Annotated in this window: 29 protein-coding genes; 20 read left to right on the top strand and 9 right to left on the bottom strand. The window is 72.1% G+C overall.

The window, feature by feature from the left end:
* Positions 1 to 134 precede the first annotated feature (134 nt).
* Positions 135 to 1931: a bifunctional metallophosphatase/5'-nucleotidase gene (locus ACFYMU_RS32075; protein WP_388380918.1), complete on the top strand. Its 1797-nt coding sequence runs from the start codon at positions 135 to 137 to the stop codon at positions 1929 to 1931.
* Positions 1932 to 2017: 86 nt separating this feature from the next.
* On the opposite strand, the gene ACFYMU_RS32070 is transcribed toward ACFYMU_RS32075, so the two are convergent.
* The 6 genes from ACFYMU_RS32070 to ACFYMU_RS32045 form a co-directional block, all read right to left on the bottom strand.
* The gene (locus ACFYMU_RS32070; protein WP_388380915.1) at positions 2018 to 3481 is read right to left on the bottom strand and encodes a sensor histidine kinase; all 1464 of its coding nucleotides are present in this window, start codon (positions 3479 to 3481) and stop codon (positions 2018 to 2020) included.
* Positions 3478 to 4209 carry a response regulator transcription factor gene (locus ACFYMU_RS32065; RefSeq protein WP_388380912.1) on the bottom strand — a complete coding sequence of 244 codons (732 nt, stop codon included), beginning with the start codon at positions 4207 to 4209 and terminating at the stop codon, positions 3478 to 3480. The genes ACFYMU_RS32070 and ACFYMU_RS32065 overlap by 4 nt, the downstream gene beginning before the upstream one ends.
* Positions 4210 to 4372: 163 nt before the next feature.
* Complete coding sequence (locus ACFYMU_RS32060; RefSeq protein WP_388380909.1) at positions 4373 to 4642, bottom strand: hypothetical protein; 270 nt, start codon at positions 4640 to 4642, stop codon at positions 4373 to 4375.
* Between the two features lie 37 nt (positions 4643 to 4679).
* A complete protein-coding gene (locus ACFYMU_RS32055) occupies positions 4680 to 5780 on the bottom strand; it encodes a S1C family serine protease (RefSeq protein ID WP_388380906.1) in 1101 nt (366 codons plus the stop codon).
* 132 nt (positions 5781 to 5912) lie between these two features.
* Positions 5913 to 6938, bottom strand: coding sequence for a LacI family DNA-binding transcriptional regulator (locus ACFYMU_RS32050; RefSeq protein ID WP_388380903.1), 1026 nt, complete (start codon positions 6936 to 6938; stop codon positions 5913 to 5915).
* Between the two features lie 50 nt (positions 6939 to 6988).
* Positions 6989 to 7780, bottom strand: coding sequence for a winged-helix domain-containing protein (locus ACFYMU_RS32045; RefSeq protein WP_388380900.1), 792 nt, complete (start codon positions 7778 to 7780; stop codon positions 6989 to 6991).
* 254 nt (positions 7781 to 8034) lie between these two features.
* Here ACFYMU_RS32045 and ACFYMU_RS32040 point away from each other — a divergent pair, with 254 nt between their 5' ends.
* The 7 genes from ACFYMU_RS32040 (at position 8035) to ACFYMU_RS32010 (ending at position 13262) form a co-directional block, all read left to right on the top strand.
* Positions 8035 to 8973 (top strand): alpha/beta hydrolase, encoded by a 939-nt coding sequence (locus ACFYMU_RS32040; RefSeq protein ID WP_388380898.1) that lies wholly within the window; start codon positions 8035 to 8037, stop codon positions 8971 to 8973.
* 68 nt (positions 8974 to 9041) lie between these two features.
* Positions 9042 to 9296, top strand: coding sequence for a MoaD/ThiS family protein (locus ACFYMU_RS32035; RefSeq protein WP_388381005.1), 255 nt, complete (start codon positions 9042 to 9044; stop codon positions 9294 to 9296).
* A gap of 3 nt (positions 9297 to 9299) precedes the next feature.
* A complete protein-coding gene (locus ACFYMU_RS32030) occupies positions 9300 to 10421 on the top strand; it encodes a hypothetical protein (RefSeq protein WP_388380895.1) in 1122 nt (373 codons plus the stop codon).
* Between the two features lie 117 nt (positions 10422 to 10538).
* A complete protein-coding gene (locus ACFYMU_RS32025; RefSeq protein WP_388380892.1) occupies positions 10539 to 11276 on the top strand; it encodes a DUF2993 domain-containing protein in 738 nt (245 codons plus the stop codon).
* 446 nt (positions 11277 to 11722) lie between these two features.
* Positions 11723 to 12562: a sulfurtransferase gene (locus ACFYMU_RS32020; RefSeq protein ID WP_388380889.1), complete on the top strand. Its 840-nt coding sequence runs from the start codon at positions 11723 to 11725 to the stop codon at positions 12560 to 12562.
* A gap of 35 nt (positions 12563 to 12597) precedes the next feature.
* The gene (locus ACFYMU_RS32015) at positions 12598 to 12885 is read left to right on the top strand and encodes a DUF1416 domain-containing protein (protein ID WP_009189358.1); all 288 of its coding nucleotides are present in this window, start codon (positions 12598 to 12600) and stop codon (positions 12883 to 12885) included.
* 119 nt (positions 12886 to 13004) lie between these two features.
* Complete coding sequence (locus ACFYMU_RS32010; protein WP_388380886.1) at positions 13005 to 13262, top strand: DUF3099 domain-containing protein; 258 nt, start codon at positions 13005 to 13007, stop codon at positions 13260 to 13262.
* Between the two features lie 82 nt (positions 13263 to 13344).
* Here ACFYMU_RS32010 and ACFYMU_RS32005 read toward each other — a convergent pair whose 3' ends face one another.
* Positions 13345 to 13707: a DsrE family protein gene (locus ACFYMU_RS32005; protein ID WP_388380883.1), complete on the bottom strand. Its 363-nt coding sequence runs from the start codon at positions 13705 to 13707 to the stop codon at positions 13345 to 13347.
* Between the two features lie 224 nt (positions 13708 to 13931).
* Here ACFYMU_RS32005 and ACFYMU_RS32000 point away from each other — a divergent pair, with 224 nt between their 5' ends.
* The 6 genes from ACFYMU_RS32000 (at position 13932) to ACFYMU_RS31975 (ending at position 18737) form a co-directional block, all read left to right on the top strand.
* Complete coding sequence (locus ACFYMU_RS32000; RefSeq protein ID WP_388380880.1) at positions 13932 to 14636, top strand: hypothetical protein; 705 nt, start codon at positions 13932 to 13934, stop codon at positions 14634 to 14636.
* A gap of 101 nt (positions 14637 to 14737) precedes the next feature.
* Positions 14738 to 15538 (top strand): hypothetical protein, encoded by an 801-nt coding sequence (locus tag ACFYMU_RS31995; RefSeq protein ID WP_388380878.1) that lies wholly within the window; start codon positions 14738 to 14740, stop codon positions 15536 to 15538.
* A complete protein-coding gene (locus ACFYMU_RS31990; RefSeq protein WP_388380875.1) occupies positions 15535 to 16482 on the top strand; it encodes a hypothetical protein in 948 nt (315 codons plus the stop codon). The genes ACFYMU_RS31995 and ACFYMU_RS31990 overlap by 4 nt, the downstream gene beginning before the upstream one ends.
* Positions 16483 to 16732: 250 nt before the next feature.
* Positions 16733 to 17308 (top strand): FABP family protein, encoded by a 576-nt coding sequence (locus tag ACFYMU_RS31985; protein WP_388380873.1) that lies wholly within the window; start codon positions 16733 to 16735, stop codon positions 17306 to 17308.
* A 16-nt stretch (positions 17309 to 17324) separates the two neighbouring features.
* Entirely contained in the window at positions 17325 to 17762 is a 438-nt protein-coding gene (locus ACFYMU_RS31980; RefSeq protein WP_388380870.1) for a Fur family transcriptional regulator, read from the top strand.
* Between the two features lie 9 nt (positions 17763 to 17771).
* Entirely contained in the window at positions 17772 to 18737 is a 966-nt protein-coding gene (locus tag ACFYMU_RS31975) for a YgfZ/GcvT domain-containing protein (protein WP_388380867.1), read from the top strand.
* A gap of 69 nt (positions 18738 to 18806) precedes the next feature.
* Here the strand turns inward: ACFYMU_RS31975 and dtd are convergent, their stop codons facing one another.
* On the bottom strand, positions 18807 to 19232 hold the full coding sequence (dtd, locus tag ACFYMU_RS31970) for a D-aminoacyl-tRNA deacylase (RefSeq protein ID WP_388380865.1): 426 nt from the start codon (positions 19230 to 19232) through the stop codon (positions 18807 to 18809).
* A 185-nt stretch (positions 19233 to 19417) separates the two neighbouring features.
* On the opposite strand from dtd, the gene ACFYMU_RS31965 reads away from it, so the two are divergent.
* The 3 genes from ACFYMU_RS31965 (at position 19418) to ACFYMU_RS31955 (ending at position 22884) form a co-directional block, all read left to right on the top strand.
* Entirely contained in the window at positions 19418 to 20047 is a 630-nt protein-coding gene (locus ACFYMU_RS31965) for an AmfC protein (protein ID WP_388380862.1), read from the top strand.
* 370 nt (positions 20048 to 20417) lie between these two features.
* The gene (locus ACFYMU_RS31960; protein ID WP_388380859.1) at positions 20418 to 21677 is read left to right on the top strand and encodes a GNAT family N-acetyltransferase; all 1260 of its coding nucleotides are present in this window, start codon (positions 20418 to 20420) and stop codon (positions 21675 to 21677) included.
* A gap of 295 nt (positions 21678 to 21972) precedes the next feature.
* Positions 21973 to 22884, top strand: coding sequence for a GntR family transcriptional regulator (locus tag ACFYMU_RS31955; RefSeq protein WP_388380856.1), 912 nt, complete (start codon positions 21973 to 21975; stop codon positions 22882 to 22884).
* Between the two features lie 4 nt (positions 22885 to 22888).
* Here ACFYMU_RS31955 and ACFYMU_RS31950 read toward each other — a convergent pair whose 3' ends face one another.
* On the bottom strand, positions 22889 to 23077 hold the full coding sequence (locus ACFYMU_RS31950; RefSeq protein ID WP_388380853.1) for a hypothetical protein: 189 nt from the start codon (positions 23075 to 23077) through the stop codon (positions 22889 to 22891).
* 228 nt (positions 23078 to 23305) lie between these two features.
* Here ACFYMU_RS31950 and ACFYMU_RS31945 point away from each other — a divergent pair, with 228 nt between their 5' ends.
* From ACFYMU_RS31945 to ACFYMU_RS31935, 3 genes are all read left to right on the top strand, one after another.
* Entirely contained in the window at positions 23306 to 24184 is an 879-nt protein-coding gene (locus tag ACFYMU_RS31945; protein WP_388380850.1) for a GntR family transcriptional regulator, read from the top strand.
* Positions 24184 to 24936 carry an HAD family hydrolase gene (locus ACFYMU_RS31940; protein WP_388380847.1) on the top strand — a complete coding sequence of 251 codons (753 nt, stop codon included), beginning with the start codon at positions 24184 to 24186 and terminating at the stop codon, positions 24934 to 24936. Before ACFYMU_RS31945 ends, ACFYMU_RS31940 begins: the two co-directional genes overlap by 1 nt.
* A 127-nt stretch (positions 24937 to 25063) precedes the next feature.
* Positions 25064 to 26179, top strand: a complete 1116-nt coding sequence (locus ACFYMU_RS31935) for a phosphotransferase (RefSeq protein ID WP_388380844.1) — start codon at positions 25064 to 25066, stop codon at positions 26177 to 26179.
* The last annotated feature ends 213 nt before the right edge of the window (positions 26180 to 26392 follow it).

The raw sequence follows: 26392 nt of genomic DNA, 5'->3' as shown, positions 1-26392 counted from the left end.
CGGGGCGGACCCCGGAAACGGGAGGCAACGGCAACCTGCTCGTAACCCCTAACCCCCTGTTGCGCTACGCGCGTTGACCCTAGGCTGCGCGAACGACCGTCTCGGCACGCTCTTTACACGACACAGGGGGGCACATGCCGCCGACCTTCCGGCTCAGACCTCTTCACCGCATCCTCGGGGCCGCCGCGGCCCTCGCCACCGCGGGCGCCCTGATGACGGCGCTGCCGGCCGACGCCCACGGGGGCGGGCCGGGCCACGGGCACGGGTACCCGGGGCGCTACCAGGATGTGCAGCTGCTGTCCTTCAACGACCTGCACGGCAATCTGGAGCCGCCGGCCGGCTCCTCGGGACGGGTCACCGAGCACGAGGAGGACGGCACCACCAGGACCATCGACGCGGGCGGCGTCGAATACCTGGCCACGCATCTTCGGCAGGCGCGAGCCGGTCACCCGTACTCCATCACGGCCGGGGCCGGCGACATGGTCGGCGCCTCGCCGCTGATCTCCGGGCTGTTCCACGACGAGCCCACCATCGACGCGCTCAACAAGCTGGACCTGGACGTCACCAGCGTCGGCAACCACGAGTTCGACGAGGGCGCCGTGGAGCTGGCCCGGCTGCAGAACGGCGGCTGTCACCCGAAGGACGGCTGCTACGACGACGGCGAGACGTTCCAGGGGGCGAACTTCCCCTACCTCGCCGCGAACGTCACGGACGAGAAGACGGGCCGGCCCCTCCTCAGGCCCTACTGGGTGTGGAAGAAGCACGGGGTCAAGGTCGGTTTCATCGGCGTGACGCTGGAGGGCACCCCGAACATCGTCTCCGCCGAGGGCGTCAAGGGCCTGAAGTTCGGCGACGAGGTCGAGACCATCAACAAGTACGCCAAGGTGCTCCAGCGGCAGGGCGTGCAGTCGATCGTCGCGCTGATCCACGAGGGCGGGGCGCCCGCGTCGAGCGCCTACAACTACGACTGCGACAGCCCCGGCGCGGGCGACGGCATCTCCGGTCCGATCGTGGACATCGCCAAGCACGTCACCCCGGCGGTGGACGCGCTGGTCACCGGCCACACCCACCAGGCGTACGTGTGCACGATCGACGACCCGGCGGGCCGCCCCCGCATGGTGACCTCGGCGTCCTCGTTCGGCCGGCTGTACACGGACACGACGCTGACGTACGACCGCTGGACCGGCGACATCGCCCGCACGGCCGTCAGCTCCGCCAACCACGTGGTCACCCGGGACGTCGCCAAGGCCGCCGACATGACGGACCTGGTCACGAAGTGGAAGACGCGCGCCGCGCCCGTCGCCTCCCGGCCCATCGGCTACATCGCGGGAGAGATCGGCAACACCGGCACCGAGTCCCCGCTAGGCGACCTGATCGCGGACGCGCAGCTGGCGTACGCACAGTCGGTGGACCCCGGCGCGGACCTCGCGCTGATGAACCCGGGCGGCATCCGCGCACCGCTCACCTACCCGGCGACCGGCGGTGAGGGCGACGGCGTGGTGACCTACGGCGAGGCGTACACGGTCCAGCCGTTCTCCAACACCGTGAACCTGGTCGACCTCACCGGCACCCAGCTGATCACGGCGCTGCAGCAGCAGGTCAGCGGCGCCAACGAGGCGTCGCCGAAGATCCTTCAGGTGTCCGGGGGGCTGACCTACGGCCTGGATCTGACGAAGTCGGGCGCCGCGCGGGTGGTCGTGGACTCCGTGCGGCTGAACGGCTCGCCGATCGACCCGGCCGCCACCTACCGCGTCGCCCTCAACTCGTTCCTCGCGGGCGGCGGCGACGGCTTCGCGGAACTGGGCAAGGGCACGAACGTCCTGGTCGGCGGCGACGACCTCGCGGCCTTCGAGACCTATCTGACGGCCCACTCGTCGGCCGCGGCACCGTACCCGGTGCCGACCGCGGACCGGATCACGGTGGTGCGGTGACCGCCCACGGCGACCGGAGCGCGGCGACCGCCGCGCGATGAACCGGACGGCCCGCCCCGGTCCTCGGACCGGGGCGGGCCGTCCGCTCACGGAAGGGGCTCCGGCGTCCCCTCCGGCGGCGGTGTCGGCGCCCCCGGCAGGCGGACCGTCGCCACCGTGCCGCCGCCCTCCGCCGGCGTCAGGGACACCTCGCCGCCCGCCCGTTGGACGGTGCGCGCGACGATGGACAGGCCGAGGCCGGAGCCCGGCAGCGCACGGGCCGACGGGGAACGCCAGAAGCGGTCGAAGACGTGCGGGAGTTCCTCGGCCGCGATGCCGGGGCCGTGGTCGCGGACCGTCAGGACACCGTCCGCCAGCGCGACGTCGATGGCGCCGCCGTCGGGGCTGAACTTGACGGCGTTGTCCAGGATGTTCACGACCGCCCGCTCCAGCGCGGACGGCTCGGCCCGCACGTACCAGGGCCGCAGGTCCGCCGTGATCGTCAGCTCCGGGCCGCGCAGCCGGGCGCGGCGCAGGGCGGATTCCACGATGCCCTGCCACGCCAGCACCTGCACCCTGCCGGTGTGCTGGCCGTTCTCCGGACGCGACAGCTCCTGCAAGTCGCCGATCAGCGACGCCAGTTCCGTCATCTGGGCCGTCACGGAGGCGAGCAGCGCCTTGCGGTCCTCGGCGGGCAGGGGGCGGCCCGTCTCCTCGCTGCGGGTGAGGAGTTCGATGTTGGTGCGCAGCGAGGTGAGCGGGGTGCGCAGTTCGTGGCCGGCGTCCGCGATCAGCTGCTGCTGAAGGTCGCGGGAGCTCGCCAGGGCGGAGGTCATCGAGTTGAAGGAGCGGGAGAGCCGGGCGATCTCGTCCTCGCTGTCCTCGTCCACGGGGATGCGCGTCGTGAGGTCCTCGGTGCGGGCGATGTGCTCGACGGCCTCCGTGAGCTTGTCGACGGGGCGCAGGCCGGCACGGGCCACGGCCAGGCCGGCGGCCCCCGCGCCCACGACCCCCACCCCGGAGACGACGAGCAGCAGCAGGGCCAGGTCGTCGAGGGTCCGGTCGGTGTCCCTGAGCGGATACGCCACCAGCAGGGCGTAGTCGGAGTACAGCTGCAGGCCCTCCGGACCCTGGCTGGTCAGGGGCGACGTCAGCACCCGCACCGGGTTGCCCCCGCTGTCGGTGCCGTTGTGGAAGGTCTGCACGTCCCGGTCGGGGTTCCTGGCGATGTCGGTGTCGTCGTCGGTGACCCGGACGAGGCCCGCCGAGTTCGGGAAGACGCAGGCCTTGCCCTGGGTGCCGACCACCTGGATGTAGTAGGTGGTGGGCTGTGGGCCCCGGTCGTCCGGCGGTGCGGGATGGGTCGTGCAGTTGCTCAGGACGCTGATGAGGCCCACCTGACGGACCGGGCCGCTGGCGTTCTTCAGATCCCTGTCCACCTGCTCGTACAGCTTCCCCTGCACGATGAACCAGCAGCTCAGCGAGACCGCCGCCACACCGAACGCCACCGCCGCCGCCACCAGCAGGGCCAGCCGGGAGCGCAGCGGGAGGGAGCGGAACCGCTTGATCACCCCGCGCCGCCCTCTCGCAGGACGTAGCCCACGCCGCGCACCGTGTGCACGAGCCGCGGCTCGCCGTCCGCCTCGGTCTTGCGGCGCAGGTACATGACGTACACGTCGAGGGAGTTGGACGACGGCTCGAAGTCGAAGCCCCAGACCGCCTTCAGGATCTGCTCGCGCGTCAGCACCTGCCGCGGATGTGCCATGAACATCTCCAGGAGCGTGAACTCGGTCCGGGTCAGCTCCACCGCCCGCCCGCCCCGCGTGACCTCGCGCGTCGCCAGGTCCATGCGCAGGTCGGCGAACGTCAGGGCCTCGTCCTCCTGCGCGCCGACCGCCGCGGCCGCGTAGGAGCTGCGGCGCAGGAGGGCCCGGATACGGGCGAACAGCTCGTCCAGTTCGAACGGCTTGACCAGGTAGTCGTCCGCCCCGGCATCGAGTCCGGTGACGCGGTCGCCGACCGTGTCGCGGGCCGTGAGCATGAGGATGGGGGTGGTGGTGCCCGCCCCGCGCATCCGGCGGGCGGCGGTGAGGCCGTCCATGCGCGGCATCTGGATGTCGAGGACGACCAGGTCGGGCTGGTACGCCGTGGCCTTCTCCAGCGCGTCCGCGCCGTCGACGGCGACCTCGGTGCCGTAGCCCTCGAAGGCGAGGCTGCGCTGGAGTGCTTCGCGCACCGCCGGTTCGTCGTCGACGATCAGGATGCGCTGGGGTTCACGGTCGCCTTCGGCGGGGCTCATGGGTGTGGAGTTCCTCGAGGTGCGGTGGGCGGGGCTGAACGTCTTCAGCCTCGCATGTTTCCCGGCGGGGGCGGACGGGGCGGGGCGGGGGCCGTCGCCGTGGATCCGCCCCGGACGGACCGACGTGTGGGCGTCGCCGGGAGGCCCCCGAGGGGCGGGCGGCTCAGCCCAGCGCCGCGGTGAGCCGGTGCAGCGGCACCTTGCGGCGGCGAGGGCGCGTGGCGGGGGTCCGCAGGCCCATCAGCTGAGGGACCGCGACCGGGGCCGCGACCGGGACCGCGACCTCCGGCGTGCGGGGGACGGGCGCGCGCAGTTCGTGCGGTTCCGGCGCGCGGAGGACCGGTGTGTGGAGTTCGTAGGTGACGGCGAGGGCCAGGGAGACCCCGGCGGGGCCGACGGGAGCGGTCGACTCGTGCAGCACCTGCTTGATCATGGCGTCCTCCTTTACCAGTGGCCCGACGGGCGCCCCTTCAGCTCTGGGAGCCGGAGCGCAGCTTCGCCAGGTCGGCCTTGACGGTGTTGATCGGGATGGCGAAGCCGAGGCCGACGCTGCCGGCGCTCGACGAGGTCGAGTCCGAGGCGGCCGAGTACATCGCCGAGTTGATGCCGATGATGTTGCCGTTCATGTCGATCAGGGCGCCGCCGGAGTTGCCCGGGTTCAGGGACGCGTCCGTCTGGATCGCCTTGTAGGTCGTCGTGGACGAGCCCGTGTCGCCGTTGAACTGCCGGCCGCGGAACTCGAAGGGCCACCGGCCGTCCGGGCCCTGCCCCTGGCTCTCGTCGGCCGAGACGGTGACGTCGCGGTCGAGGGCGGAGACGATGCCGCTGGTCACGGTGCCGGTCAGCCCCTCGGGGGAGCCGATGGCGACGACCTGGTCGCCGACCCGGATGCCGTCGGAGTTGCCGAGCGTGGCGGTCTTCAGGCCGGAGGCGTTCTCCAGCTTGATCAGCGCCAGGTCCTTCCTGCTGTCGGTGCCGACGACCTGTGCGGTGTAGGACCTGCCGTCGCTCGTCCTCACCTTGACCGAGGAGGCACCGGAGACGACGTGGTTGTTCGTGACGATCTCGCCGTCGCTCGTGATGATCACGCCGGAGCCGGTCGAGTCGCCGGCGCCGGAGGAGGCGCTGACCTCCACGATGCTCGGGGTGACCGCCGTGGCGACACCGGCCACGGTGCCTTTCAGGCCGGCGGGCACCACGGCGGTGCTGGTGGAGCTGGAGGCGACCGTGTCCTTGCCGGTCAGCTCCTGGATGCCGTAGGCGGTGCCGCCGCCTATGGCGGCGGCGACGATCGCCACGGCGGCCAGGAGGGCGAGCGGGCCCTTGGCGCGCTTCGCCGGGACGGGAGCCGTCGACCCGGCGGGCGCGGCCGGCGGAGCCGCGACGGCGCCGGCACCGTCGCCGTCCCCGCGGTCGCCCGGCTGGTGGGCCGGCGGGGCCGGCCACTCCGGGTTCACGGGGGAGGAGGCGTACGGCTGCCGGGGGTACGCCGGCCGCAGGGGGGAATCCGCCTGCTGTCCGTCACCCTGGGGGTTCTCGTACTCGCCGCTGCGGCGGAAGCTCTCGGTCATGCATAGAGAGTGTCCCGTGATCATGAGAGCTTCCTGAGTCGCCCCTGAGAAGCCCGACAGAACCGCGTATGCCCGACATAAGGTCGCCCCCGGGGCCGTACCGGCCGGGGGCGACGAGGACGACGGTCCGGGTCAGCCCGTGCAGCCGCAGGACTGGCGCACCACGAGCCGCGACGGGAGCAACTTCACCCGTTCGCGGCGTGATCCCGCCACCCGCAGGCCGTCGTCCAGGACGAGGTCGACGGCCGCGCGGGCCATGGCCGGGCGGTCGGAGGCGACCGTGGTGAGCGGCGGGTCGGTGAGCGCCGCCTCCTTGACGTCGTCGAAGCCGGCCACGGCCAGCTCGCCCGGCACGTCGAGGCGCAGCTCGCGGGCGGCGCGCAGCACGCCGATGGCCTGGTCGTCCGTGGAGCAGAAGATGGCCGGCGGGCGGTCCGGGCCGGACAGCAGGTCCAGGCCCACGCGGTAGGCGTCGTAGCGGTTGTACGGCGCCTCGAAGAGCCGGCCCTCCGTGGAGATCCCGGCCTCCCGCAGGGCGCGCCGCCAGCCCTCGACGTGGTCGGAGACGGGGTCGCCCACCGCCGGGGTCTGGGCGGTGCCGCCCATGCAGGCGACGTACGGGTAGCCGTGCTCCAGGAGGTGGCGGACGGCGATCTCGGCGCCCCCGAGGTCGTCCGTGACGACCGCGACGTCGTCGATGGCCTCCGGCCGCTCGTGCAGCAGCACCACCCGGGCGTCCCACGCCTCGATCTCGGCGGCGGCGTGGTCGTTGAGCGCGTGACTGACCAGGATCAGCCCGGCGACGCGCATGCCGAGGAAGGCCCGCAGGTAGTGGACCTCGCGCTCGGCCACGTAGTCGGTGTTGCCGACGAGCACCATTTTCCCGCGCTCCGCGGCGGCCTGCTCGACCGCGTGCGTCATCTCCCCGAAGAAGGGCTGGCGCGCGTCCGGCACGATCATGCCTATGAGGTCCGTGCGCCGCGACGCCATGGCCTGGGCGACCCGGTCGGGCCGGTACCCCAGCTCCTTGATCGCGGCGAGGACGCGCTCGCGCGTGGCCGGGGCGACCGGCCGGGGTCCGTTGTTGATGACGTAGCTGACGACCGCGGTGGAAGTCCCCGCGAGTCGCGCCACATCGTCCCGAGTCACCTTGGCCACGCGGCGGAGTCTACGCGGATGGATCGCCTCTGGGCAGGGCGTACGGCGTTCTATGCCTCAGCCGTGACCTCGGACGCGGACACCGGTGCCGTCACCGGTGCCGTCGCACCCGCGTCCTCCGCCCTCGGCCGGGCCGCCTTGGCCTTGGCGTCGTCGGCCGCCCGCTCCACCTTCTCGGGGGTGACGAACCGGTAGCCGACGTTCCGCACAGTGCCGATCAACGACTCGTGCTCGGGCCCGAGTTTGGCGCGCAGCCGTCGTACGTGGACGTCGACCGTGCGGGTGCCGCCGAAGTAGTCGTAGCCCCAGACCTCCTGCAGCAGCTGGGCGCGGGTGAAGACGCGGCCCGGGTGCTGCGCGAGGTACTTCAGGAGCTCGAACTCCTTGAAGGTGAGATCGAGCACACGCCCCTTGAGCTTGGCGCTGTAGGTCGCCTCGTCGACCGACAGATCGCCGTTGCGGATCTCCATGGGGGAGTCGTCGTTCACGATCTGCTGGCGGCCCATGGCGAGGCGCAGACGGGCCTCCACCTCGGCCGGACCCGCGGTGTCCAGCAGGACGTCGTCGATGCCCCAGTCGGCGGTGACGGCCGCGAGACCGCCCTCGGTGACGACCAGGACGAGCGGGCAGCCGGGCCCGGTGGAGCGCAGCAGCTGGCACAGGCTGCGCACCTGGGGGAGATCCCGCCGTCCGTCGATGAGGATGACGTCGGCGCCGGGGGTGTCGACGAGGGCCGGGCCCTCCGCCGGAGCCACCCGCACGCTGTGCAGGAGCAGGCCGAGGGCGGGAAGCACCTCCGTCGACGGCTGAAGGGCGTTGGTCAGGAGCAGCAGAGAGCTCATCGCGCTCCACCTGCCTTGGTCGTCTTACGTCCGTGCACGGTTCGCTCGCCCATAACGTCTGGTTCCTCCTCGGTCCCTGCGAGGACGTTTGCGGCACTGCTTCGTACGGTGCGAATCCCGCCCCCAGCGGACCCGCCGCGCGCTCGAATGCCCGTACACCTGCGGTTTCCCGCTTCGTATACAACGCCTCCGAAAGCACAAAAGGACCCGGGGGCTACGCTGCCCGAGTCCTCATACACAGGAGAATAGCCCACATGAGCACTGGTCCGGCAGGTCGTGTGGCACGATCCACGCTTCGTCCGCACTGCGAGACGGCCGGTCGGGAGCCCGCGCGGACCTTTCTGCGCACCGCCGACGGCGTCCGCATCGACGCTGCATACGATCCGGGGTCCGCCGTATACGACACCTCCTGTGCACCGTCCGGCCGTCCGAAGGATCTTGCGATCGTCGTCGCGCACGGCTTCACGGGCGATCTGGAGCGGCCCCATGTCCGCCGGGTGGCGGGCGTCCTCGCGCGCCACGGGGCGGTGGTCACGTTCTCCTTCCGCGGGCACGGGGCGTCGGGGGGACGGTCGACGGTCGGCGACCGGGAGGTGTACGACCTGGCGGCCGCCGTGCGCTGGGCGCGTGAGCTGGGGCACGCCCGCGTGGCCACGGTCGGCTTCTCCATGGGCGGCTCCGTGGTCCTGCGGCACGCCGCGCTGTACGGGGCGTCCGCCCGGCCGCCCGTGTTCGGCGCGCCGGCGCACGTGGAGCGCTCGGGGGCGGGTACGGACGCCGTCGTGTCGGTGAGCGCGCCGGCCCGCTGGTTCTACCGCGGCACGGCCCCCATGCGACGGCTGCACTGGCTGGTGACCCGGCCCGAGGGCCGCCTGGTGGGCCGCTACGGGCTGCGCACCCGGATCCACCACCGCGACTGGGATCCCGTACCGGTGTCCCCCGTGGAGTCGGTTCCCCTGATCGCCCCCGTCCCGCTGCTGATCGTGCACGGCGACCGGGACGGCTACTTCCCCCTGGACCACCCCCGGATGCTGGCGGACGCCGCCCCCGGCCACGCCGAGCTCTGGCTGGAGCCGGGCATGGGCCACGCCGAGCACGCCAGCGACGGTGATCTGGTGGCACGGATCGGACGGTGGCTGGCCGCGGCAGTGGTGGGCCGGGCCCCCGGGGACGATCGCCGTGACCCGCCGTGACCGTGCCTCCCCGCCGCGCCCGGGAGGCTAGCCTGGCGGTGTTCACGACGACGGAGTTGAGGAAGCAGATGGCAAAGGGCACGGTGCGCTACTGGGCCGCCGCCAAGGCGGCCGCCGGGATCGCCGAGGAGCCGTACGACGCGAGCACGCTGGCCGAGGCGCTCGCGACGGCCCGCGAGCGGCACCCCGGCGAGCTCGTCCGCGTCCTGCGGCGCTGCTCCTTCCTCGTCGACGGGGACCCCGTCGGGACCCGCGAGCACGAGACGGTACGGCTGGCCGACGGTGGCACGGTCGAGGTGCTCCCGCCGTTCGCAGGAGGATGAGCGATGAGCGACCAGCCGTACGAGGGCTACGACGCGGCCCCCGGCCCCTACCAGCAGCAGCCGCAGCAACAGCAGGGGTGGTACGACCCGAACGCCGCGTACCCGCGGCAGGACGCGTACCCGTATCCGTACCAGCAGCCGTACCAGCACCGGCATCAGCAGTACGACCAGCCGCAGCAGCACCAGCAGCCGTATCCCCAGCAGCAGTGGGACGGACAGGCGCCGCCGGCCGGGTACGGGCAGCCGCCGCCCCCGGAGGTCTCCGGCTACGAACCCCACGGCCACGCGGCCCCCGGCGTCGCCCAGGGCGGCACCGGCACGCGGACCGCGGTCCCGCCCGCGGCCCCCGCCGTCGACGTCTCCCGGCTCCCCGCCAACCAGCGGGCCCGGCTGGAGGGCCGTTCACCCGTCATCGAGCCGGGGCTGCAGCCGGCCGCGCTCACCGCGGTGCTCGGGGCGCTGCTCGCCGGGGCCGCGGCCGTCGGGTCGTACGCCCTGGTGGTACCGCTCGTGGTGCTGCAGGCGGTGACGGCCGCCGGATGGTTCCGGCTGAACGGCATGTGGCCCGCCCGCCAGGGCATCGCGCTGGCCTTCCTGGGCGCGCTCACCGCGGACGTCGCGCTGCTCGCGGCGGGCCGGGAGCACGCGCCCGCGGCGATCCTGGGCACCCTGGGCGTGTGGGTGCTGCTGTCGCTCATGCTGCAACTGCGCTCGCACGCCGATCCGGACGAGCGGATGTACGGCCTGATGGCGACCGTGGCCTCGGCCGCGCTGTCGATCCTGGCGGCCGGGCACCTCGCGGCCGCGCCCCACGCGGTCACGGTGGGCGCCGCCGCGGCCGCCGCGGCGGTCCTGGCGCGGGCGCTGCCCCTGCCGACCGCGGTCTCCGTGGTCGTGGCGCTGCTGGCGGCGGCGGGCGCGGGCATCGCGCTGGGCAACAGCACGGGCATGGGCGCCTCCGGGGCCTTCCTCGGCCTGGGCGCGGGCGCCTGCGCCCTGATCGGCCACCGGGTCGCCTCGTACGACTATCCGTCCCGTTTCGTCCACTTCACCGCCGGCGTGGCCCTGCCGCTGGCGGCGGCCGCGCCCGCGGTCTATCTGCTGGGGCGTGCCCTCGGCGCGTGACCGCGGCGTGTCACAGGTGATCGACAATCCGGTCGGCGCTCCGCCGTGCGGGGTTACAGTCGCGCTCGACGGCCACCCGGTCGTCGCCGATGACGCCGAGGTGGGGGAACACCGAGCATGCGCGCGCTGCGAATACTTCTGATCGTCGCCGTCGTCCTGGGCGTCCTCTTCGTGGTCGTGGACCGGGTCGCCGTCCACTTCGCGGAGAACGAGGCGGCCGACAAGCTGAAGGCGACCGAGAACCTGGCCGCCACCCCGGACGTGTCCATCAAGGGCTTCCCCTTCCTCACCCAGGTCGCCGGCGGTGAGCTGGACGACGTCGAGGTGGGCATCAAGAACTACGAGGCGGCCACCGGCAACGGCGCCGAGAAGGTCAGGATCGACGACCTGAACGCGCAGATGAAGGGCGTCAGTTTCTCCGGGGACTACAGCTCCGCCACCGCGTCCACCGCCACCGGCACCGCGCTCATCGCGTACGACGAGCTGCTCAAGACGGCCAGGTCCGAGCCCGCCCGGGTCGCGCCCGGTGTCACCGCCCGGGTGATCGGCCTCTCCGACGGCGGCAACGGCAAGATCAAGGTCACGGTCGAGGCGAAGGTCTTCGGCGCGACGCTGCCGAACCCCGTCCATGTGCTCAGCTCGGTCACGGTCCAGGGCGACACCGTCCGGGTGCACGCGGACGCCCTGCCCACGTTCGACGGGGTCGCGGTCGCCGAGTCGAGGATCCGGGCGATCACCGACTTCCAGCAGAAGATCGACGAACTGCCCGGCGGGATCCGGCTCGACAAGGTCGAGGCGGCGAAGGACGGGGTGGAGATCACCGTGAAGGGTTCGCACGTCCGGCTGGCGGGGTAGGGCCACCGCGGCGGACGACGGGGGCGTCCACGAAGCGAGACGCCCATGTCCGCACCGCAGATGCGACGACCGGCCCGGGGGGCCGCGAGCCGTGCGGGGAGGGCGGCCATCGGCTCGCTGTCTCGTATCCCGGACAATACTGTCTCGGCATGCGACATGCCGGTGGCATGACGGGCCGTCCGTCCCTACGATCGACGCCATGCAGTGCCAGGCGAGCGTCCTCCGGTCGAGAGGACAGGCGGATCTCACGAAGCGGCGGGCAGTAGACCTGTGCCGCGTCGCCGCCATGCTCTGTCGCACTTTCTGAGCGGGAGAACGCACTCCCGTATCGACGGCCCCTTTCCGTTCTGACACAGGGCCACCCGTGTGCCGTACGCCGCCCGTTCGCGTACGCGCACCCTTCTGACTCGCACGCCCCGCCGCACCTGCCCCGGAGGAGAGACAACATGAGCCGCAGCGACGTCCTGGTAGACGCCGACTGGCTGCAGGAGCACCTGGACGACCCGACCATCGCGGTCGTCGAGGTCGACGAGGACACCTCGGCCTACGAGAAGAACCACATCCGGAACGCGATCCGGATCGACTGGACGAAGGACCTCCAGGACCCGGTCCGCCGCGACTTCATCGACCAGGAGGGCTTCGAGAAGCTCCTGTCGGCCAAGGGAATCGCCAACGACACCCTGGTGGTCCTCTACGGCGGCAACAACAACTGGTTCGCGTCGTACGCCTACTGGTACTTCAAGCTCTACGGCCACGAGAACGTCAAGCTGCTCGACGGCGGCCGCAAGAAGTGGGAGCTGGACGCCCGCGAGCTGGTCGAGGAGGTGCCCGAGCGCCCCGCGACCGACTACAAGGCCCAGCCGCAGGACGCGTCCATCCGCGCCTTCCGTGACGACGTGGTCGCCGCGATCGGTGCGCAGAACCTGGTGGACGTGCGCTCGCCCGACGAGTTCTCCGGCAAGCTGCTCGCCCCCGCGCACCTGCCGCAGGAGCAGTCGCAGCGTCCGGGCCACGTCCCGACCGCCCGCAACATCCCGTGGTCGAAGAACGCCAACGACGACGGAACCTTCAAGTCGGACGAGGAGCTCAAGGAGCTCTACGCCGCCGAGGACGTCGACCTCGCCAAGGACACCATCGCGTACTGCCGCATCGGTGAGCGCTCCGCGCTGACCTGGTTCGTGCTGCACGAGCTGCTCGGCGTCCAGAACGTCAAGAACTACGACGGCTCCTGGACCGAGTACGGCTCCCTCGTCGGCGTCCCGATCGAGCTCGGCGCCGCCAAGTAATCCCGGATCCCCGGACCTACCCCGAAGGAAGAACCATGTGTGGAGCGAAGGCCGGCGGCCCCGACGCCTCGACGATCAAGCCCGGTGAGACCACGATCCAGGGCCAGGTGACCCGCGACGGCGAGCCCGTCACCGGGTACGTGCGCCTGCTGGACTCGACCGGCGAGTTCACCGCCGAGGTCCCGACCTCGGCGACCGGACAGTTCCGCTTCTACGCGGCCGAGGGCACCTGGACCGTGCGCGCCCTGGTGCCGGGCGGCACCGCGGACCGTACGGTCGTCGCCCAGAAGGGCGGTCTCGCGGAGGTCGCGATCGCCGTCTGACGGCGCACTCCATGACGGTCCGAGGACCGTACGCGCGGCCGGGGGCCGCACCCGCCGGAGGGTTGGACGCTTGCCGGCGAGGTGCGGCCCTTCGGCATGTCCCGGCATAGCCTGGAGACATGTACGCGCGACGGCGCCATCTGTACTTCGCCATGATGGGCACCTGCATCGGGCTGTTCGTCCTGGCGTGGGGGGTCGTACGCATCTGGTCGGTCCCCGCGGCCGTGGCGATGTGCCTGGTCGCGATGGTGATCCCGCCGCTGGCCGCGATGGTGGCGAACCGGCGCGGCCCCGAGGACCGCTGGTGGGACGACCCGTCGGGGGACCCGAAGTCCGACGAGTGGTGGGACGAGCTGGACGGCAAGAGGCGCCGGTGACCGGCATCGGCCGACCGCCGCGGCCCGTCCGGCGTCCGTGGGCGTCCACGGGGCCGTCCGTCGTCTAGGGGCCGTCCGTCGTCTAGTAGACGAGCGCCTGCGTGTCGTCCGCCACCGCTTCCTGGACGAACACCTGTGCGCCCGCGATCCGTACGCCCTCGATGACGTCCTTCTCCGTGATGTCGCGCCGGGCCGCGCACTGGGTGCACAGGGTGATGCGGCCGGCCGCCAGGATCGACTCGATCAGGTCGGGCAGCGGCGCCGCGTGCGGGAGCTCGAACTCGGCGGCCCGGCCCGGCAGCGCGAACCAGGAGGACTCCCCGGTCAGCCAGAGCGACACGTCCACCCCGCTGGCCACGGCCACGGCCGCCACGGTGAACGCCTGCGAGCAGCGCTCCGCGGCGTCCGCCCCGGCCGTCACCTTGATCACGAGCTTCTTCGCCATGGCTCGCATGGTAGTCCGTACCGCGGACAACTCCCTGGGCAACCCTGTGCGCCTCCCGTCAGTCATGGGTGGAGCACGGATAGGGAATCCGTGCTTCATGTCTTGTGGGGGACGTCTTGGAAGTCTCGGAAGCCGCGGACGCAGGCGGACCGGCATCTGATCCGGTTCCGTCCGAACCGTCCGGCGCATCCGCCGCGGCTGCGCCCGCCGCGGCTGCGCCCGCCGTGCGCCGGAGGGGGCGTACGGCACTGCTGATCACGGCGGCCGCCGTGCTCGGCGTGGTCGCCGGCACCTGCGTGGGCTATGTCGTCCAGGCCGACCGCGCGCCGACCGCCCTGCCGCCGCTCTCCCAGCCGGAACTCGCCCAGCGCGGGGGCAGCGCCCCCGAACCGCTGGCGGCGGCGCAGGACCGCCGGGTGCGGACCGACGGCGATCTGCGCAGGCTGCTGCTGGAGCGGCCGAGCGGAGCCCGGGACGCCCTGGCTCCGGTGGGCCACGACGGCTGGCTGAGCCTCGCGGAGTACGCGGAGGACTTCACCAAGCCGGACGGCGCGTTCAGCGACGCGATCGCCGACGAGTTCCGCCGGGCAGCGGTCGCCGGCTGGCGGGTGGGCAGCACGTACAGCGTCGAGATCCGCCTCGTGCAGTACCGGCAGGAGGAAGGGCTCGCCGCCGCCGACCACGCCGCCGACGAGCAGTACTGGGCCGAACGCGGAGGCGGCACCCGCAGCTGGGCCGTCCCCGGCACGGGGGACGGCAGGGCGTACGTCCACACCGAGCCGGAAACCACCTTCGGCGTGCCGGTGTACAGCGCCGAGGCCCATGCCTGGCGTGGCGACCTCGTCATGGAGATCTGGGTGTACGACACGAAGCCCATCCCCAAGGAGAAGATCATGGATCTGGCGAAGCGGCAGATGGGGCGGCTGTGAGCGACACCGGCGGAAACAGAGAGAACTCCGAGAGTTCCGAGAGTTCCGAGAGCTCCCAGAGTTCCGAGAACGTCGAGAGTGGTGTCGGTCCCGTAGAGCCCGTGGGGGCGACCGTCGCCCTTTCCGACCGGACGCAGGCCGTCAGGCCCGTGCGCTGCGGCCGGGCGGCCGCCGTCGCCGGCGGCGTCCTGCTGGCCGCGGCCCTGGTCGCCGGTGTCGGCTTCACCGTGGTGACCGTCCAGGGGGCCGACCGGGACGCGGGGGCGCCCACCTGGAAGTTCCCGGCCGCCAAGAAGGAAGCCGAGGTGAGGAAGCCGTCCGCGGCCGGGCTCGCCGGGATGCTCGTGCCGTACGGCACCGACGGCTTCACCCGGGGCCCCGACATCGGCCGGTACGGCGCCGACGCCGACCTGAGCGGCCGGGAGGCCGCCGCCCTGCGCAAGGAGGCCCTGCGCGACCTGCCGCGTTCCAAGCGGCTGAGCCTGGAGCGGCAGATCGACAAGGAACACATCAAGGGAATGGCGCTGCGGAGCTACCTCAGCACGTCCGAGGCGGGCAACTCGACGGCCTACGCGGACAGGGCGTTCACCATGGAGGTCGCACTGACGCGGCTGGAGAGCCGTGCGGCCGTGCGGGACATCGCGACCTTCCAGAGCGCCTTCCTGGACGCCGTGGGCGTCTTCCGCAAAGGCCCCTCGATCCAGGGCCACAAGAACGCGCGCTGCTTCCTGACGCCGAGGGCGGCGGGGGAGAAGCTCGACATCATGGTCTGCTCCGCCTACGAGGGCGACGTGCTCGTCACGGCGACCGCGTCCGCCGCCAGACCGCTCGACACCAAGGGCGCCGCGCTGTTGCTGCGTACCCAGCTCGACCGCATCACGGACCCGGGGGAGGCGGTATGACCGAGCAGCCGGAGCAGCCGGAGCAGCCGGAGCAGCCGGAGCAGCCGGAGCAGCCGGAGCAGCCGGAGCAGCCGGAGCAGCCGGAGCAGGCCGGGCAGGAGCACCCCGGGACGCCGTCGGCGCCCGTGGCGCCGCCCCCGGCCCCCGCGGCGCCGCCCCTGCCGCCACCTCCCGTGGCGAAGGACCGCCGCGTCCTGCGCGCCCTCCTCCGCTGGACCGCCGCCGTCGCCGTCTTCGCGGCGGCCGGGGGCGCGGTCGCCTACGGGATCACGCGGATGGAGCGCACCGACGTCCCGGGGCTCGCCACCGCCTCGGACGGGCGCTGGGAGTACCCGGAGCTGACCACGCCACCGCTGCCGTCGGGCAGCCCGGGTCCGTTCGCCGAGGGGAACAAGGCCGGGGCGCACTACGCCGACCTGCGGGCCCTGGTCCTGCCCGCGCCCCGGGGCGCCGAGGCGGACGCCGCGCTGCGCGGCAAGGACGGCTGGCTGCCCTTGGGGACGTTCCTGGCGGAGTTCGCGGACAAGGGCGACCACGACGCGGTCGGCCGGCTGCTGACCGACCGCGGCCTGCGGCACGTCGCCGCCCGCGGCTGGTCCACGCAGGACGGCACGCGCACACGGATCTACCTGCTTCAGTTCGACACCGCGGCCGTCGTCGACGACCTGGTGTCCGAGGAGCTGACGTACTACGAGTCCCCGCGGTACCCCGTGCGCGGTGCCGCGGAGGTGGCGCGGGACCAGGAGTTCCCGGACGCCGCCGAGGTCGAGCACGTCACCCGGAACGTGTACGCGGAGGCCAGGCCCTACGGCGGCGAGCAGGTCCGCGAGGCGTATCTGTCCGCGGGCGACACCCTCGCGGTGATCGTGCAGTCGCGCAGGGGCGACGCGCGGGCCGTGCCGTTCCAGCAGACGGTCGTGCTGCAGAGCCAGCTGCTCGGCTGAGCCGGGCTCCGCCGAGGACGGCGACCTCTGAGCGAGGGCCGGGACCCCGCCGCGTAAGCTGGGGCCCGGCCCTTGTACCGCAACAACCTGCTCAACCCGAGGAGCACCCCGTGGAGATCTTCTTCGAAGCCCTGCTGATCCTGGTCTGCGTCGGTGTCCTCGCGTTCGCCGGACTGACCGTGAAGAAGCTCTACCAGGGCCAGCGCTGACCTTCGTACGTACCTCCGACGTCCCCGACGAGAAACCACTCATGATCGAGATCCCGTCCGACCTCCACAAGGACCTCGTCCCGCTCGCCTTCCTGCTCGGCACCTGGGCGGGCGTCGGCGTGCACGACTTCCCCGGTTCGGAGAAGTGCAACTTCGGGCAGGAGGTCTCCTTCACCCACGACGGGCGGGACTTCCTGGAGTACCACTCCCACACCTGGGCGCTGGACGGCGAGGGCAACAAGGTCAGCCCCCTGGAGTCCGAGTCCGGCTACTGGCGGATCGACGCGGACCGCAAGGTCGAGGTCACCATGGTCCGCAGCGACGGGGTCGTCGAGGTCTGGTACGGCGAGCTGGCCGACAAGAAGCCGCAGATCGACCTGGCGACGGACGCCGTGGCCCGGACAGGGGCCTCCGGCCCGTACAGCGGCGGCAAGCGGCTGTACGGCTACGTCAACAGCGACCTGATGTGGGTGGGCGAGAAGCAGACCCCCGAGGTCCCGCTGCGCCCCTACATGTCGGCCCATCTGAAGAAGGTCGTCACCCCGGAGGACGTCGAGCGCTGGGCCAGGGCGCTCCCCGACGACCTGCCCGACGACGGGATCGCCTTCTTCAAGTAGTTCTAGACTCTCCAGTGTGGTGAGCACCGACTGGAAGAGCGATCTGCGGCAGCGCGGCTACCGGCTGACCCCGCAGCGGCAACTCGTGCTCGAAGCCGTGGACGCCCTGGAGCATGCGACCCCCGACGACATCCTCGTGGAAGTGAGGAAGACGGCGTCGGGGGTCAACATTTCCACCGTCTACCGGACCCTGGAGCTCCTGGAGGAGCTCGGGCTGGTCAGCCACGCCCACCTGGGGCACGGTGCCCCGACCTACCACCTCGCGGACCGGCACCAGCACATCCACCTGGTGTGCCGCGACTGCACCGACGTCATCGAGGCCGACCTCTCGGTGGCCACCGAGTTCACCGCCAAGCTCCGCGAGACCTTCGGCTTCGACACGGACATGAAGCACTTCGCGATCTTCGGCCGTTGCAGGGACTGTTCCCTCAAGGGTTCAAGTACCGGGTCGTAGGCTTGGACCATGAAGAGTCCCCTGCTGTCCCTGCCCGGCGCCGTTCCCGCCGAAGGCGTGGACGAAGGCGTCGCCGCCCACTACGGCGACTTGTTCCGTGAGCAGCGCGCCCTCGCCGACGGCTCCGGATTCGTGGATCTCTCGCACCGCGGCGTCGTCACCGTCAGCGGCGAGGACCGGCTGAGCTGGCTGCACCTGCTGCTCACCCAGCACGTCAGCGATCTGCCCCCGCACCAGGCCACCGAGGCACTCGTCCTCTCCGCGCACGGCCACATCGAGCACGCGCTGTACCTGGTCGACGACGGTGACACGGTCTGGGCGCACGTCGAGCCGGGCACCCAGGGCGCGCTGATCGCGTACCTGGAGTCCATGAAGTTCTTCTACCGCGTGGACGTCGCCGACCGCACCGACGAGTTCGCGGTCGTGCACCTGCCGGCCGGTTCGATCGCCGAGCCCCCCGAGGGCGTCCTGGTCCGCGAGACGCCGTACGGCCGTGATCTCTTCCTGCCGCGCGCCGACCTGGAGGCGTACGCGGAGCGGAACGGCCCCCCGGCCGGGATCCTCGCCCACGAGGCGCTGCGTGTCGAACAGCACCGCCCGCGGCTCGGCTTCGAGACCGACCACCGCACCATCCCCCACGAAGTGGGCTGGATCGGCACGGCCGTCCACCTCCAGAAGGGCTGCTACCGCGGGCAGGAGACGGTGGCCCGGGTGCAGAACCTGGGCAAGCCGCCGCGCCGCCTGGTCTTCCTCCACCTCGACGGCAGCGAGGTCCACCTGCCGCCGCACGGCACGGAGCTGCGCCTGGTGGACGAGGCCCCGGACGGCCGCAAGGTCGGCTTCGTGACGACCTCGGTGCGCCACCACGAACTGGGCCCCGTCGCCCTCGCCCTGATCAAGCGGAACGTCCCGGTGGACGCCCGGCTGATGGCGGACTCGACGGCGGCGGCACAGGAAACGGTCGTCGAGCCGTAGGCCCTGTCGTTCGGATCGTCCCGGCGTCGCGGGGCCCGGCCCGGCGGGGCGGCGCCGGACGATCCCACGTCAGATCTCCAGCAGCACGGTGAACGGACCGTCGTTCGTCAGGGACACGCGCATCCGTGCACCGAACCGGCCCGTGGCCACCGTCGCGCCCAGCACCCTCAGTTGGGCGACCACCTCGTCGACGAGGGGCTCGGCGACATCGCCCGGGGCCGCCGCGTTCCAGGTGGGGCGGCGGCCCTTGCGGGCGTCACCGTAGAGCGTGAACTGGCTGATGACCAGCAGCGGCGCGTCGATGTCCGAGCACGACCTCTCGTCGTGCAGCATGCGGATCGACCACAGCTTGCGGGCCAGTTGGGCCGCCTTCTCCTTGGTGTCCTCGTGCGTGACCCCGACGAGCACGCACAGTCCCTCGCCGCTGATCTCGCCGACCGTCTCGCCGTCCACGACGACGCTCGCGCCGTCCACTCTCTGCACCACCGCACGCATGGGGACCATCATGCCGCGCGTCGGCGGTGATCTCTTAAGAGGGGATTCTTATCAACCCTTAACCCCCCCATCCGGGGCCGATCGGGAGCACTCGGTCACACGGCGACCCCGCGCGGTGGCACGATGCGTCTGTCGCGGGGCATCCGTGGGGGCGCCGCGCCGGTCGAGGGGACGGTAGAAGGTACATGAACACATCGAGTGTCGGGCGGCCGCGCGGGGCCGTGGCGTCCGCCCGTACGGCAGGCATGGGGGAGTGCCGGCCGCCCTTGCAGCGCACGGACAGTCCCGTGCCAGCGGGCCCTCCTCCAGGCTCGTCGAGCCGGGGGTGCCCCCAGTCGCACGACCTGTCCGCGCTGCGGCTGCCCGAACTGCGCGCCCTGCGCCGGGACGCCCAGCGGGACGAGGCCGACCTCAGCTACGTACGGCGGCTGCTGCAGGGCCGCATCGACATTCTGCGGGCGGAACTGGCGCGGCGCGGGGGCCGGGCGCCCGAGGGGGTCGTGGAGCGGCTCGCCGAGATCCTGCGGGACGGCCCCGCCCGCCAGCGCTCCTCGGCGCGCCACGTGACGCTCGGTACACCGCACGGCGAGGAGTACCGGCGGCTGGCGGCCGAGATGCTCGCCGAGGTCGGGCTGTCGGACCTCCGGGCGCGCACGGACGAGGAACTGGGGGCCGGCATGCTCCGGCTCGTCCGGTACGAGGAGCGGGTCTCCCGGCGACGGCAGCGGTTGCAGCGCACCGCGGACGACTGCAGCGCCGAGATCGCCCGCAGGTACCGCGAGGGCGAGGCCCAGGTCGACGACCTGCTCGTCTGACGGCCCCGTCCCGGCGAACCGGCCCCGGCACACGCCCGTCACCCCGGCCCCGGCCCCGGCCCCGACGCGGCCCGGCGCCGACGCGGCCCGGCGCCCCGGCGGCCCGGAGTGCCCGGCGCACCGACGCCCGGGCGCACCGACGCCCGGGCGCACCGACGCCCGGGCGCGAGGACGCGCGGGCGCGGGGGCGCGGGGTGCGGAGACGCGGAGGGCGCGGAGGCGCGGGGTGCGGAGACGCGGGGGCGCTGGGGCGCGGGGAGGCGGGCGCGCCGGGGGCGCCCCGGCCCCGCTCCCGCCCCCGCCCGTTCCCGAGACCCAGGGCACCGAAATCCGCGCGACACCCCCGTCGCCGCACCCCTAGCGTGGTTCCATGAGCCGCCTCGACGACCTCGACGTACGCGCCATCACGGAATCGGAGATACCGGACTGGATCCGGGCCCTCAACGCCGGGTTCCTCCGCTCCCCGCACGTGTCCGACGACGAGGTCGCCGACCGCAGCACGTACATGGTCCCGTCCCGCACCCTGGCCGCCTTCGACAACGGCCGCTGCATCGCCACCTTCCGCTCCTTCCCCCAGGAGCTCACCGCCGTCGGCGGGCAGGCCGTCCCCGCCGACGCGATCACCAACGTCACGGTGACCGCCACCCACCGCCGTCGCGGCCTCCTCACCCGGATGATGGCGCTGGACCTCGCCGCCGCGAAGGAGCGCGGCGACGTCGTCGCCACACTCACCGCCGCCGAGTACCCCATCTACGGCCGCTACGGCTTCGGCCCCGCCACCCACACCGCGGAGTGGACCATCGACGTCCCCCGCACGGGTCTCGACCGGCGCCGCCCCGCCCCGGACCCCGGCGGGGGCCGCGTCGACCTCGTCGACGGTGCCGACGTCCGCAAGTTCGGCCCGGAACTGCACGAGCGCTTCCGCCGCACCCTGCCCGGTGCGGTGTCCCGCAGCGACCGCTGGTGGCAGGTCGCCACGGGCGCGGTGCGCCCCGCCCGCGAGCCCTGGACGGAACCCTTCTACGCCGTCCACCGCTCCGCGTCCGGCGAGATCGACGGCCTCGCCGTCTATGTGTGCGACGACCACTGGGGCGACGACAAGCGGCCCGGGAACACGGCGACCGTGAAGAGCCTGATCACCACGAGCCCGGCCGCCGAGCGGGCCCTGTGGCACTACCTCTGCTCGATCGACTGGATCACCACGGTGAAGACGGGCGACCGCGCCCCCGACGACCTGCTGCCGCACCTCCTGCCCGACCCGCGCGCGGCACACCTGACCACGTACGCGGACTTGCTGTGGGTGCGGATCCTGGACGTCGTACGGGCTCTGGAGGCGCGGACCTACGGGGCCTTCGGCGCGCTCGTCCTGGAGGTCGTGGACGAGACGGGACCGGCCGGCGGCCGCTACCGACTGGAGGCGGGCCCGGACGGCGCGGTGTGTGCGCGCACCGGTCTGGAGCCCCATCTGACCCTCACCGCAGGGGACTTGGCGACCCTGTGGCTGGGCGACGAGTCCGCCGTGCGGCTCACCGCGCTCGGACGCGTGCGAGAACAGCAAGAGGGCGCCGCCTCCGTCGCCGACGCCCTGCTGCGTACGTCCAGGCGACCGTGGTGCCCGGACAACTTCTGAGCCGTCGCCGGCTCCTGGTGGCGCTCCTTCCGTGCGGGTGGGCTGTGCGTGCTGTGCATCCGTAGCGATTCAGTTGTGGTTGTTCGTCCCGTGATGCGGTGGCGGTGGTGCGGGACGGTGCGGACCGACCGTGCTCCCGGCTCCCCTCCGGAGGGGAGCCCGGCCGGCCGAACTGCCAGGGTCCACCGTGTTTGGGTGAAGTTGGTGACCAACTTCAGCTTACTTATCTCCGTTTGGAGTCGTCTCATAACCACCTTCCTCTGAAGTGCCGCAAGATGGCGTGAAGTTGTAGTGTTTGGTCGTGGAGCCGGAACACGCTGCCGTCAATGGGCGGAAGAAGTCACCACGGCCACAGAGGTCACACCACGAGGTGGCCGACGAACTGCGCAGCCGGATCAGGTCCGGAGTGCTGCGGCCGGGCCAGCGCATGCCCACGCAGGCCGAGCTGGCCGACGAGTTCGGCGTGGAGCGGGGAGCCGTACGCCAGGCGCTGCGCATCCTGCAGTCGGAGCACTTGCTCACCAATGTGTCCAAGGGAAGCCCGGCGACCGTCGCACGGCACGTGGGCGGGACGCTGGCGGCCGGGCCCGAGGTCCCGCCGCAGCCCACGACGGTGGCTCTCGCCCCCCGCATATCCGCCGCGTTCGCGGCCCCGCACGTGGAGATCGACGCCCTGTGCCTGACCGCGGTCTCGCTGACGCTGGCGATGGGCGAGCCGCTGCGCGAGATCCATGCGGGGCGCCTGAAACCGGCCAAGGTCGACGTGCGCGTGCTGCTGCCGAGCGGCCGGATCGACCTGGCGTTCCCCACGCCGGTGGAGGGCAGGGACGGCGAGCGGCTGCGCCGGCGCTGGCTGGCCCAGCGCGACGCGCAGGGCCGGGTGCTCAGGCACAACCTGCTGGCGCTGCGCAGCACCCACGGCATCGACGTCCATGTCTCCTTCCGTGCGCTTCCCTTCACCCCGCCGGTGAAGCTGTACCTGCTCAACGGGGCGGAGGCGCTGTTCGCGTACTACACGCTGACGCGGCGCGGCGAGGAGGTCGACCACGAATACCTGGAGATGTACGACGCGGAAGGCACGCAGTCCATGCTGTTCCCCTTCGGGCAGGGGGCCGGTCTGCGGGACACGACCTTCGTGGAGCAGTCGCATCTGTGGTTCAACGCGCTGTGGGAGACGATCAGTTCGGAACTGGAGTTCGGGAACTAGCCGGTCAGAGGGCGGGCTGGGCGACCAGCACGGCGATGACGGCGGCCCCGAGCGTGCTGCAGGCGGGGCTCTTGGCCTTGACGCCCACGCTGATCAGCAGCAGGCCGACGATGCCCATGGGGCCGTACTGCCACTGGACGAACTGCTCGAAGCCGACGACGAGGACGGCGGAGAGGAGGGCTATGGCGGGCACGGTGGAACCTCTTTCCGAAGGGTCGGCTCCCGGGAGGCCGGGTGGTGGGGCGGGGGAGAACGCGACATCTGCATGAGGTGACTGCCTGCGGATGGTGTGCAAGAGGAGGTAAACTCTCCGCCAACTCTGCCGAGTTGGCAACCAACTCCATTTGAGTTATCCCCAGTTGGTCTCTACTTATAAACAACCCTTAAACAACTCCCCATAGATGGGTGGGGGTTGTAGCGTTTGGTCGTGACACAGGAGAACGTTGCAGTGAACGGCAGCAGAAGGCTCTCGCCGCAGGAGATCGCCGACACCTTGCGGAACCGCATCCGCACCGGCGACCTGAAGGCGGGCGAGCGCCTGCCGACCCAGGCCGAACTGGCCGAGGAGTTCGGCGTGGAGCGGGGCACGGTCCGCCAGGCCCTGCGCGTCCTCCAGGAGGACGGTCTGCTCAGCAACGTCAGCAAGGGCAGCCCGCCCAGGATCGCCGAACCCCAGCCGGTCAGGGACGAGCCGCAGCCGACGATGGTGGGACTGGCGCCGAGGCTCACGGAGGCGTTCGCGGCGCCGCACGTCCGCATCGACGCGGCCTGCCTGACCGCCGAGACCCTGATGCTGGCGCTGGGCGAACCGGTCCGGCTGATCCACGAGGGCCGCATCCGGCCCCGGTCGATCGACGCGCGGATCCTGCTGCCCTCCCGGGAGATCAACCTGGCGTTCCCGATCTCCGTCGACCACCCCGGCGACGAGGACCCCGTCCACCGGCGCTGGCTCGGCCAGCGCAACGCCCAGGGCCACGTCCTGCGTCACAACCTGCTGGCCCTGCGCTCGTCCCACGACATCGACGTCCGGGTGACGTTCCGCGCACTGCCCTTCACCCCTCCGGTGAAGCTGTACCTCCTCAACGGGGTCGAGGCCCTGATCGCGTACTACATGCTCACCAAACGGGAGGAGGAGGTGGAGAGCCGGACGCTCGAGATGTACGACACCCTCGGGTCCAAGTCCCTGCTGTTCTCCTTCGAGCGGCGGGCGGGCCAGCGCGACGCCGCGTTCGTGGACCAGTCCCAGAAGTGGTTCGACGCCCTCTGGGAAACCATCACGACGGACCTGACACTCTCCTAGTGACTCCTGACACGACGCAGACCGATCCGGTGGCGGCACAGACACCACCGACGGAGGAGCTGCGGGCGCTGATCGCGGGCGCGCGCCACGTCCTCTTCGACTTCGACGGGCCGATCTGCCGGCTGTTCGCGGGCTACTCGGCGGCGGGGGTCGCGCGGCAACTGGTGCAGTGGCTGGCGCGGCAGGGGCTGCTCAGGCTGCTGACCGAGGAGGAGACGGGCCAGCCGGATCCGCAGGCCGTCCTGCTCGCGGTCCATCAGCGGCACCAGGGCAGCGACCTCGTGGCCGAGTTGGAGGAACTGCTCACCCAGCAGGAGCTGCGAGCCGTCCCCTCGGCCCGGCCCACCGCGTACGCGGACCCGCTGATACGCACCTGGACCGCCCTCGGCGCACGGCTCGCGGTCACCACCAACAACTCGGCGCGCACGGTCGCCGAGTACCTGGCCGGCCGCGGACTCGCCGACTGCTTCACCCCGCACCTCTACGGCCGCACCCGCGAACTCCACCAGCAGAAGCCGGACCCGTACCACCTCAACCGCGCCCTGCAGGCGATGGGGGCGGCCACCGACACCGCCCTCATGATCGGCGACACGCCCTCGGACCTCCGGGCCGCCGAGCAGGCGGGTGTGCGGTTCCTGGGCTACGCGAACAACGACCGCAAGGAGAAACTCCTGCGCGACGCGGGCGCCGAGGTGACCGTGAGGTCGCTGGACGCGGTGCTGCAGGTCCTGCGGGAGCAGATCTCGCGCTGACGGACACGCGCGCCGCGGAGCAGTCCGGGCACGAGAAGTCGATCTCTCTGGCAGCATGCTCACCCGTGGGGGAGTACCGTGCTTCACTTCCGCACCGCAGGTGCGCTCTCATGCCAGGGAACGAACGATGCCAGCCGAACGTGTCTCTTCTCCCGCGCGGGACCGCGCCGCCGAGATGAGCGGCGATCCGAGCGCGGTCGAAGGGCCGCTCGAGGGCTACCACCACGAGACGTATGTGATCCCGCTGCCCACCGCGGTCGCCGGCGCGCGCCCGGGCCGGGGCAAGTGCCGGGAGCCGCGGAGCAATCTGCTCTGGTTCGACCGCCGGTGCTTCGCCTCGGAGGAGACGCTGCTGAGCGCTCTGCAGGGCCGTGTCACAGGTATTCCCGAGCTCATCGAGGTCGCGGACGGCGTGCGCCTGCAGCGGTTCGTCGAAGGGCGGACGCTGGGCTCGCTGCACCGGTCCGGCCAGGAGGTGCCCGACTCCATCGCCGCCCAGATCCTCGGCCTGTTCCGCCAACTGGCCCGGGTGGGGACGGGATCCCTCGAGGTGGAACGCGAGTGCAGGCCCGAGGACAGGTCCGCCGAAGGGGACACCGCGGGATTCCTGGAACGCCTCGTCTGTTTCGCCGAGGAGCGGGTGTACCGGGAGAACCTGGAGAGGTTCCCCGGCCTGTTCGCCTCGCTGGGGCTGGACGCCGACTGCTTCACCCGCCTCAGACAGCACGTGACCGGCCTGCGAAGGCGTCCGTTCTGCCTGCTCCACGCGGATCTGCACCGGGAGAACTTCGTCGTCGACGACGAGGGCCGGCTGTGGACCATCGACTGGGAGCTGGCGATGGTCGGTGACCCCCTCTACGACCTGGCCACCCACCTCTACCTGATGCGCTATCCGCCGGCACAGCACCGTCTGATGGCGAAGCGGTGGTGCGAGGTGATGGAGGAGGAGCGCCGCGGGAGCACGAACGGCTGGGAGGAGGACCTGCCGAGACTGCTCGACTTCAAGCGGGCCCAGTCCGTGTTCACCGACGTCGTCCGTGCCACCCAGGTCCTCGACACCCGGCCGGAGTCCGCCGGGCCCGCACTGGAGCAGGAGGCCGTGAGGGTGCGGCAGGTGCTGACCGCCGCCGCACGCCCGCTGGGCCTGGACACCGTCCCGACCGCGAGCGAGATCATGTCGTCGCTCGCCCGCTGGAGACGAACGGGCGCACGGGGCGTGGTGCGGCCCGGCGGTGCCCCGTAGGGGCTGCCGAGCGGGATCGCCGAGTCGGCAGCAGCGGTTCGGTTCGGTTCGGCGTCCGGAGTCCTCTGCGCGGGGTGACTGAGGCCGACGGCATGAGGGTGCCGACCGGCGACCGTTGTCAGTGGCCGGCTCGCTCCCCCGTCGGCGGCCACTTGTCGGCGAGCTGTCCGGCCGGCCCCGTGGCCACGCGTGCACCGGGCGCGGAGCCCTCTT

It is taken from the genome of Streptomyces sp. NPDC007264 (genome assembly GCF_042869095.1).
Lineage (GTDB): Bacteria > Actinomycetota > Actinomycetes > Streptomycetales > Streptomycetaceae > Streptomyces.
Note: the sequence above shows the minus strand (reverse complement) of the source record. Positions and strands in the feature narration are given on the sequence as shown.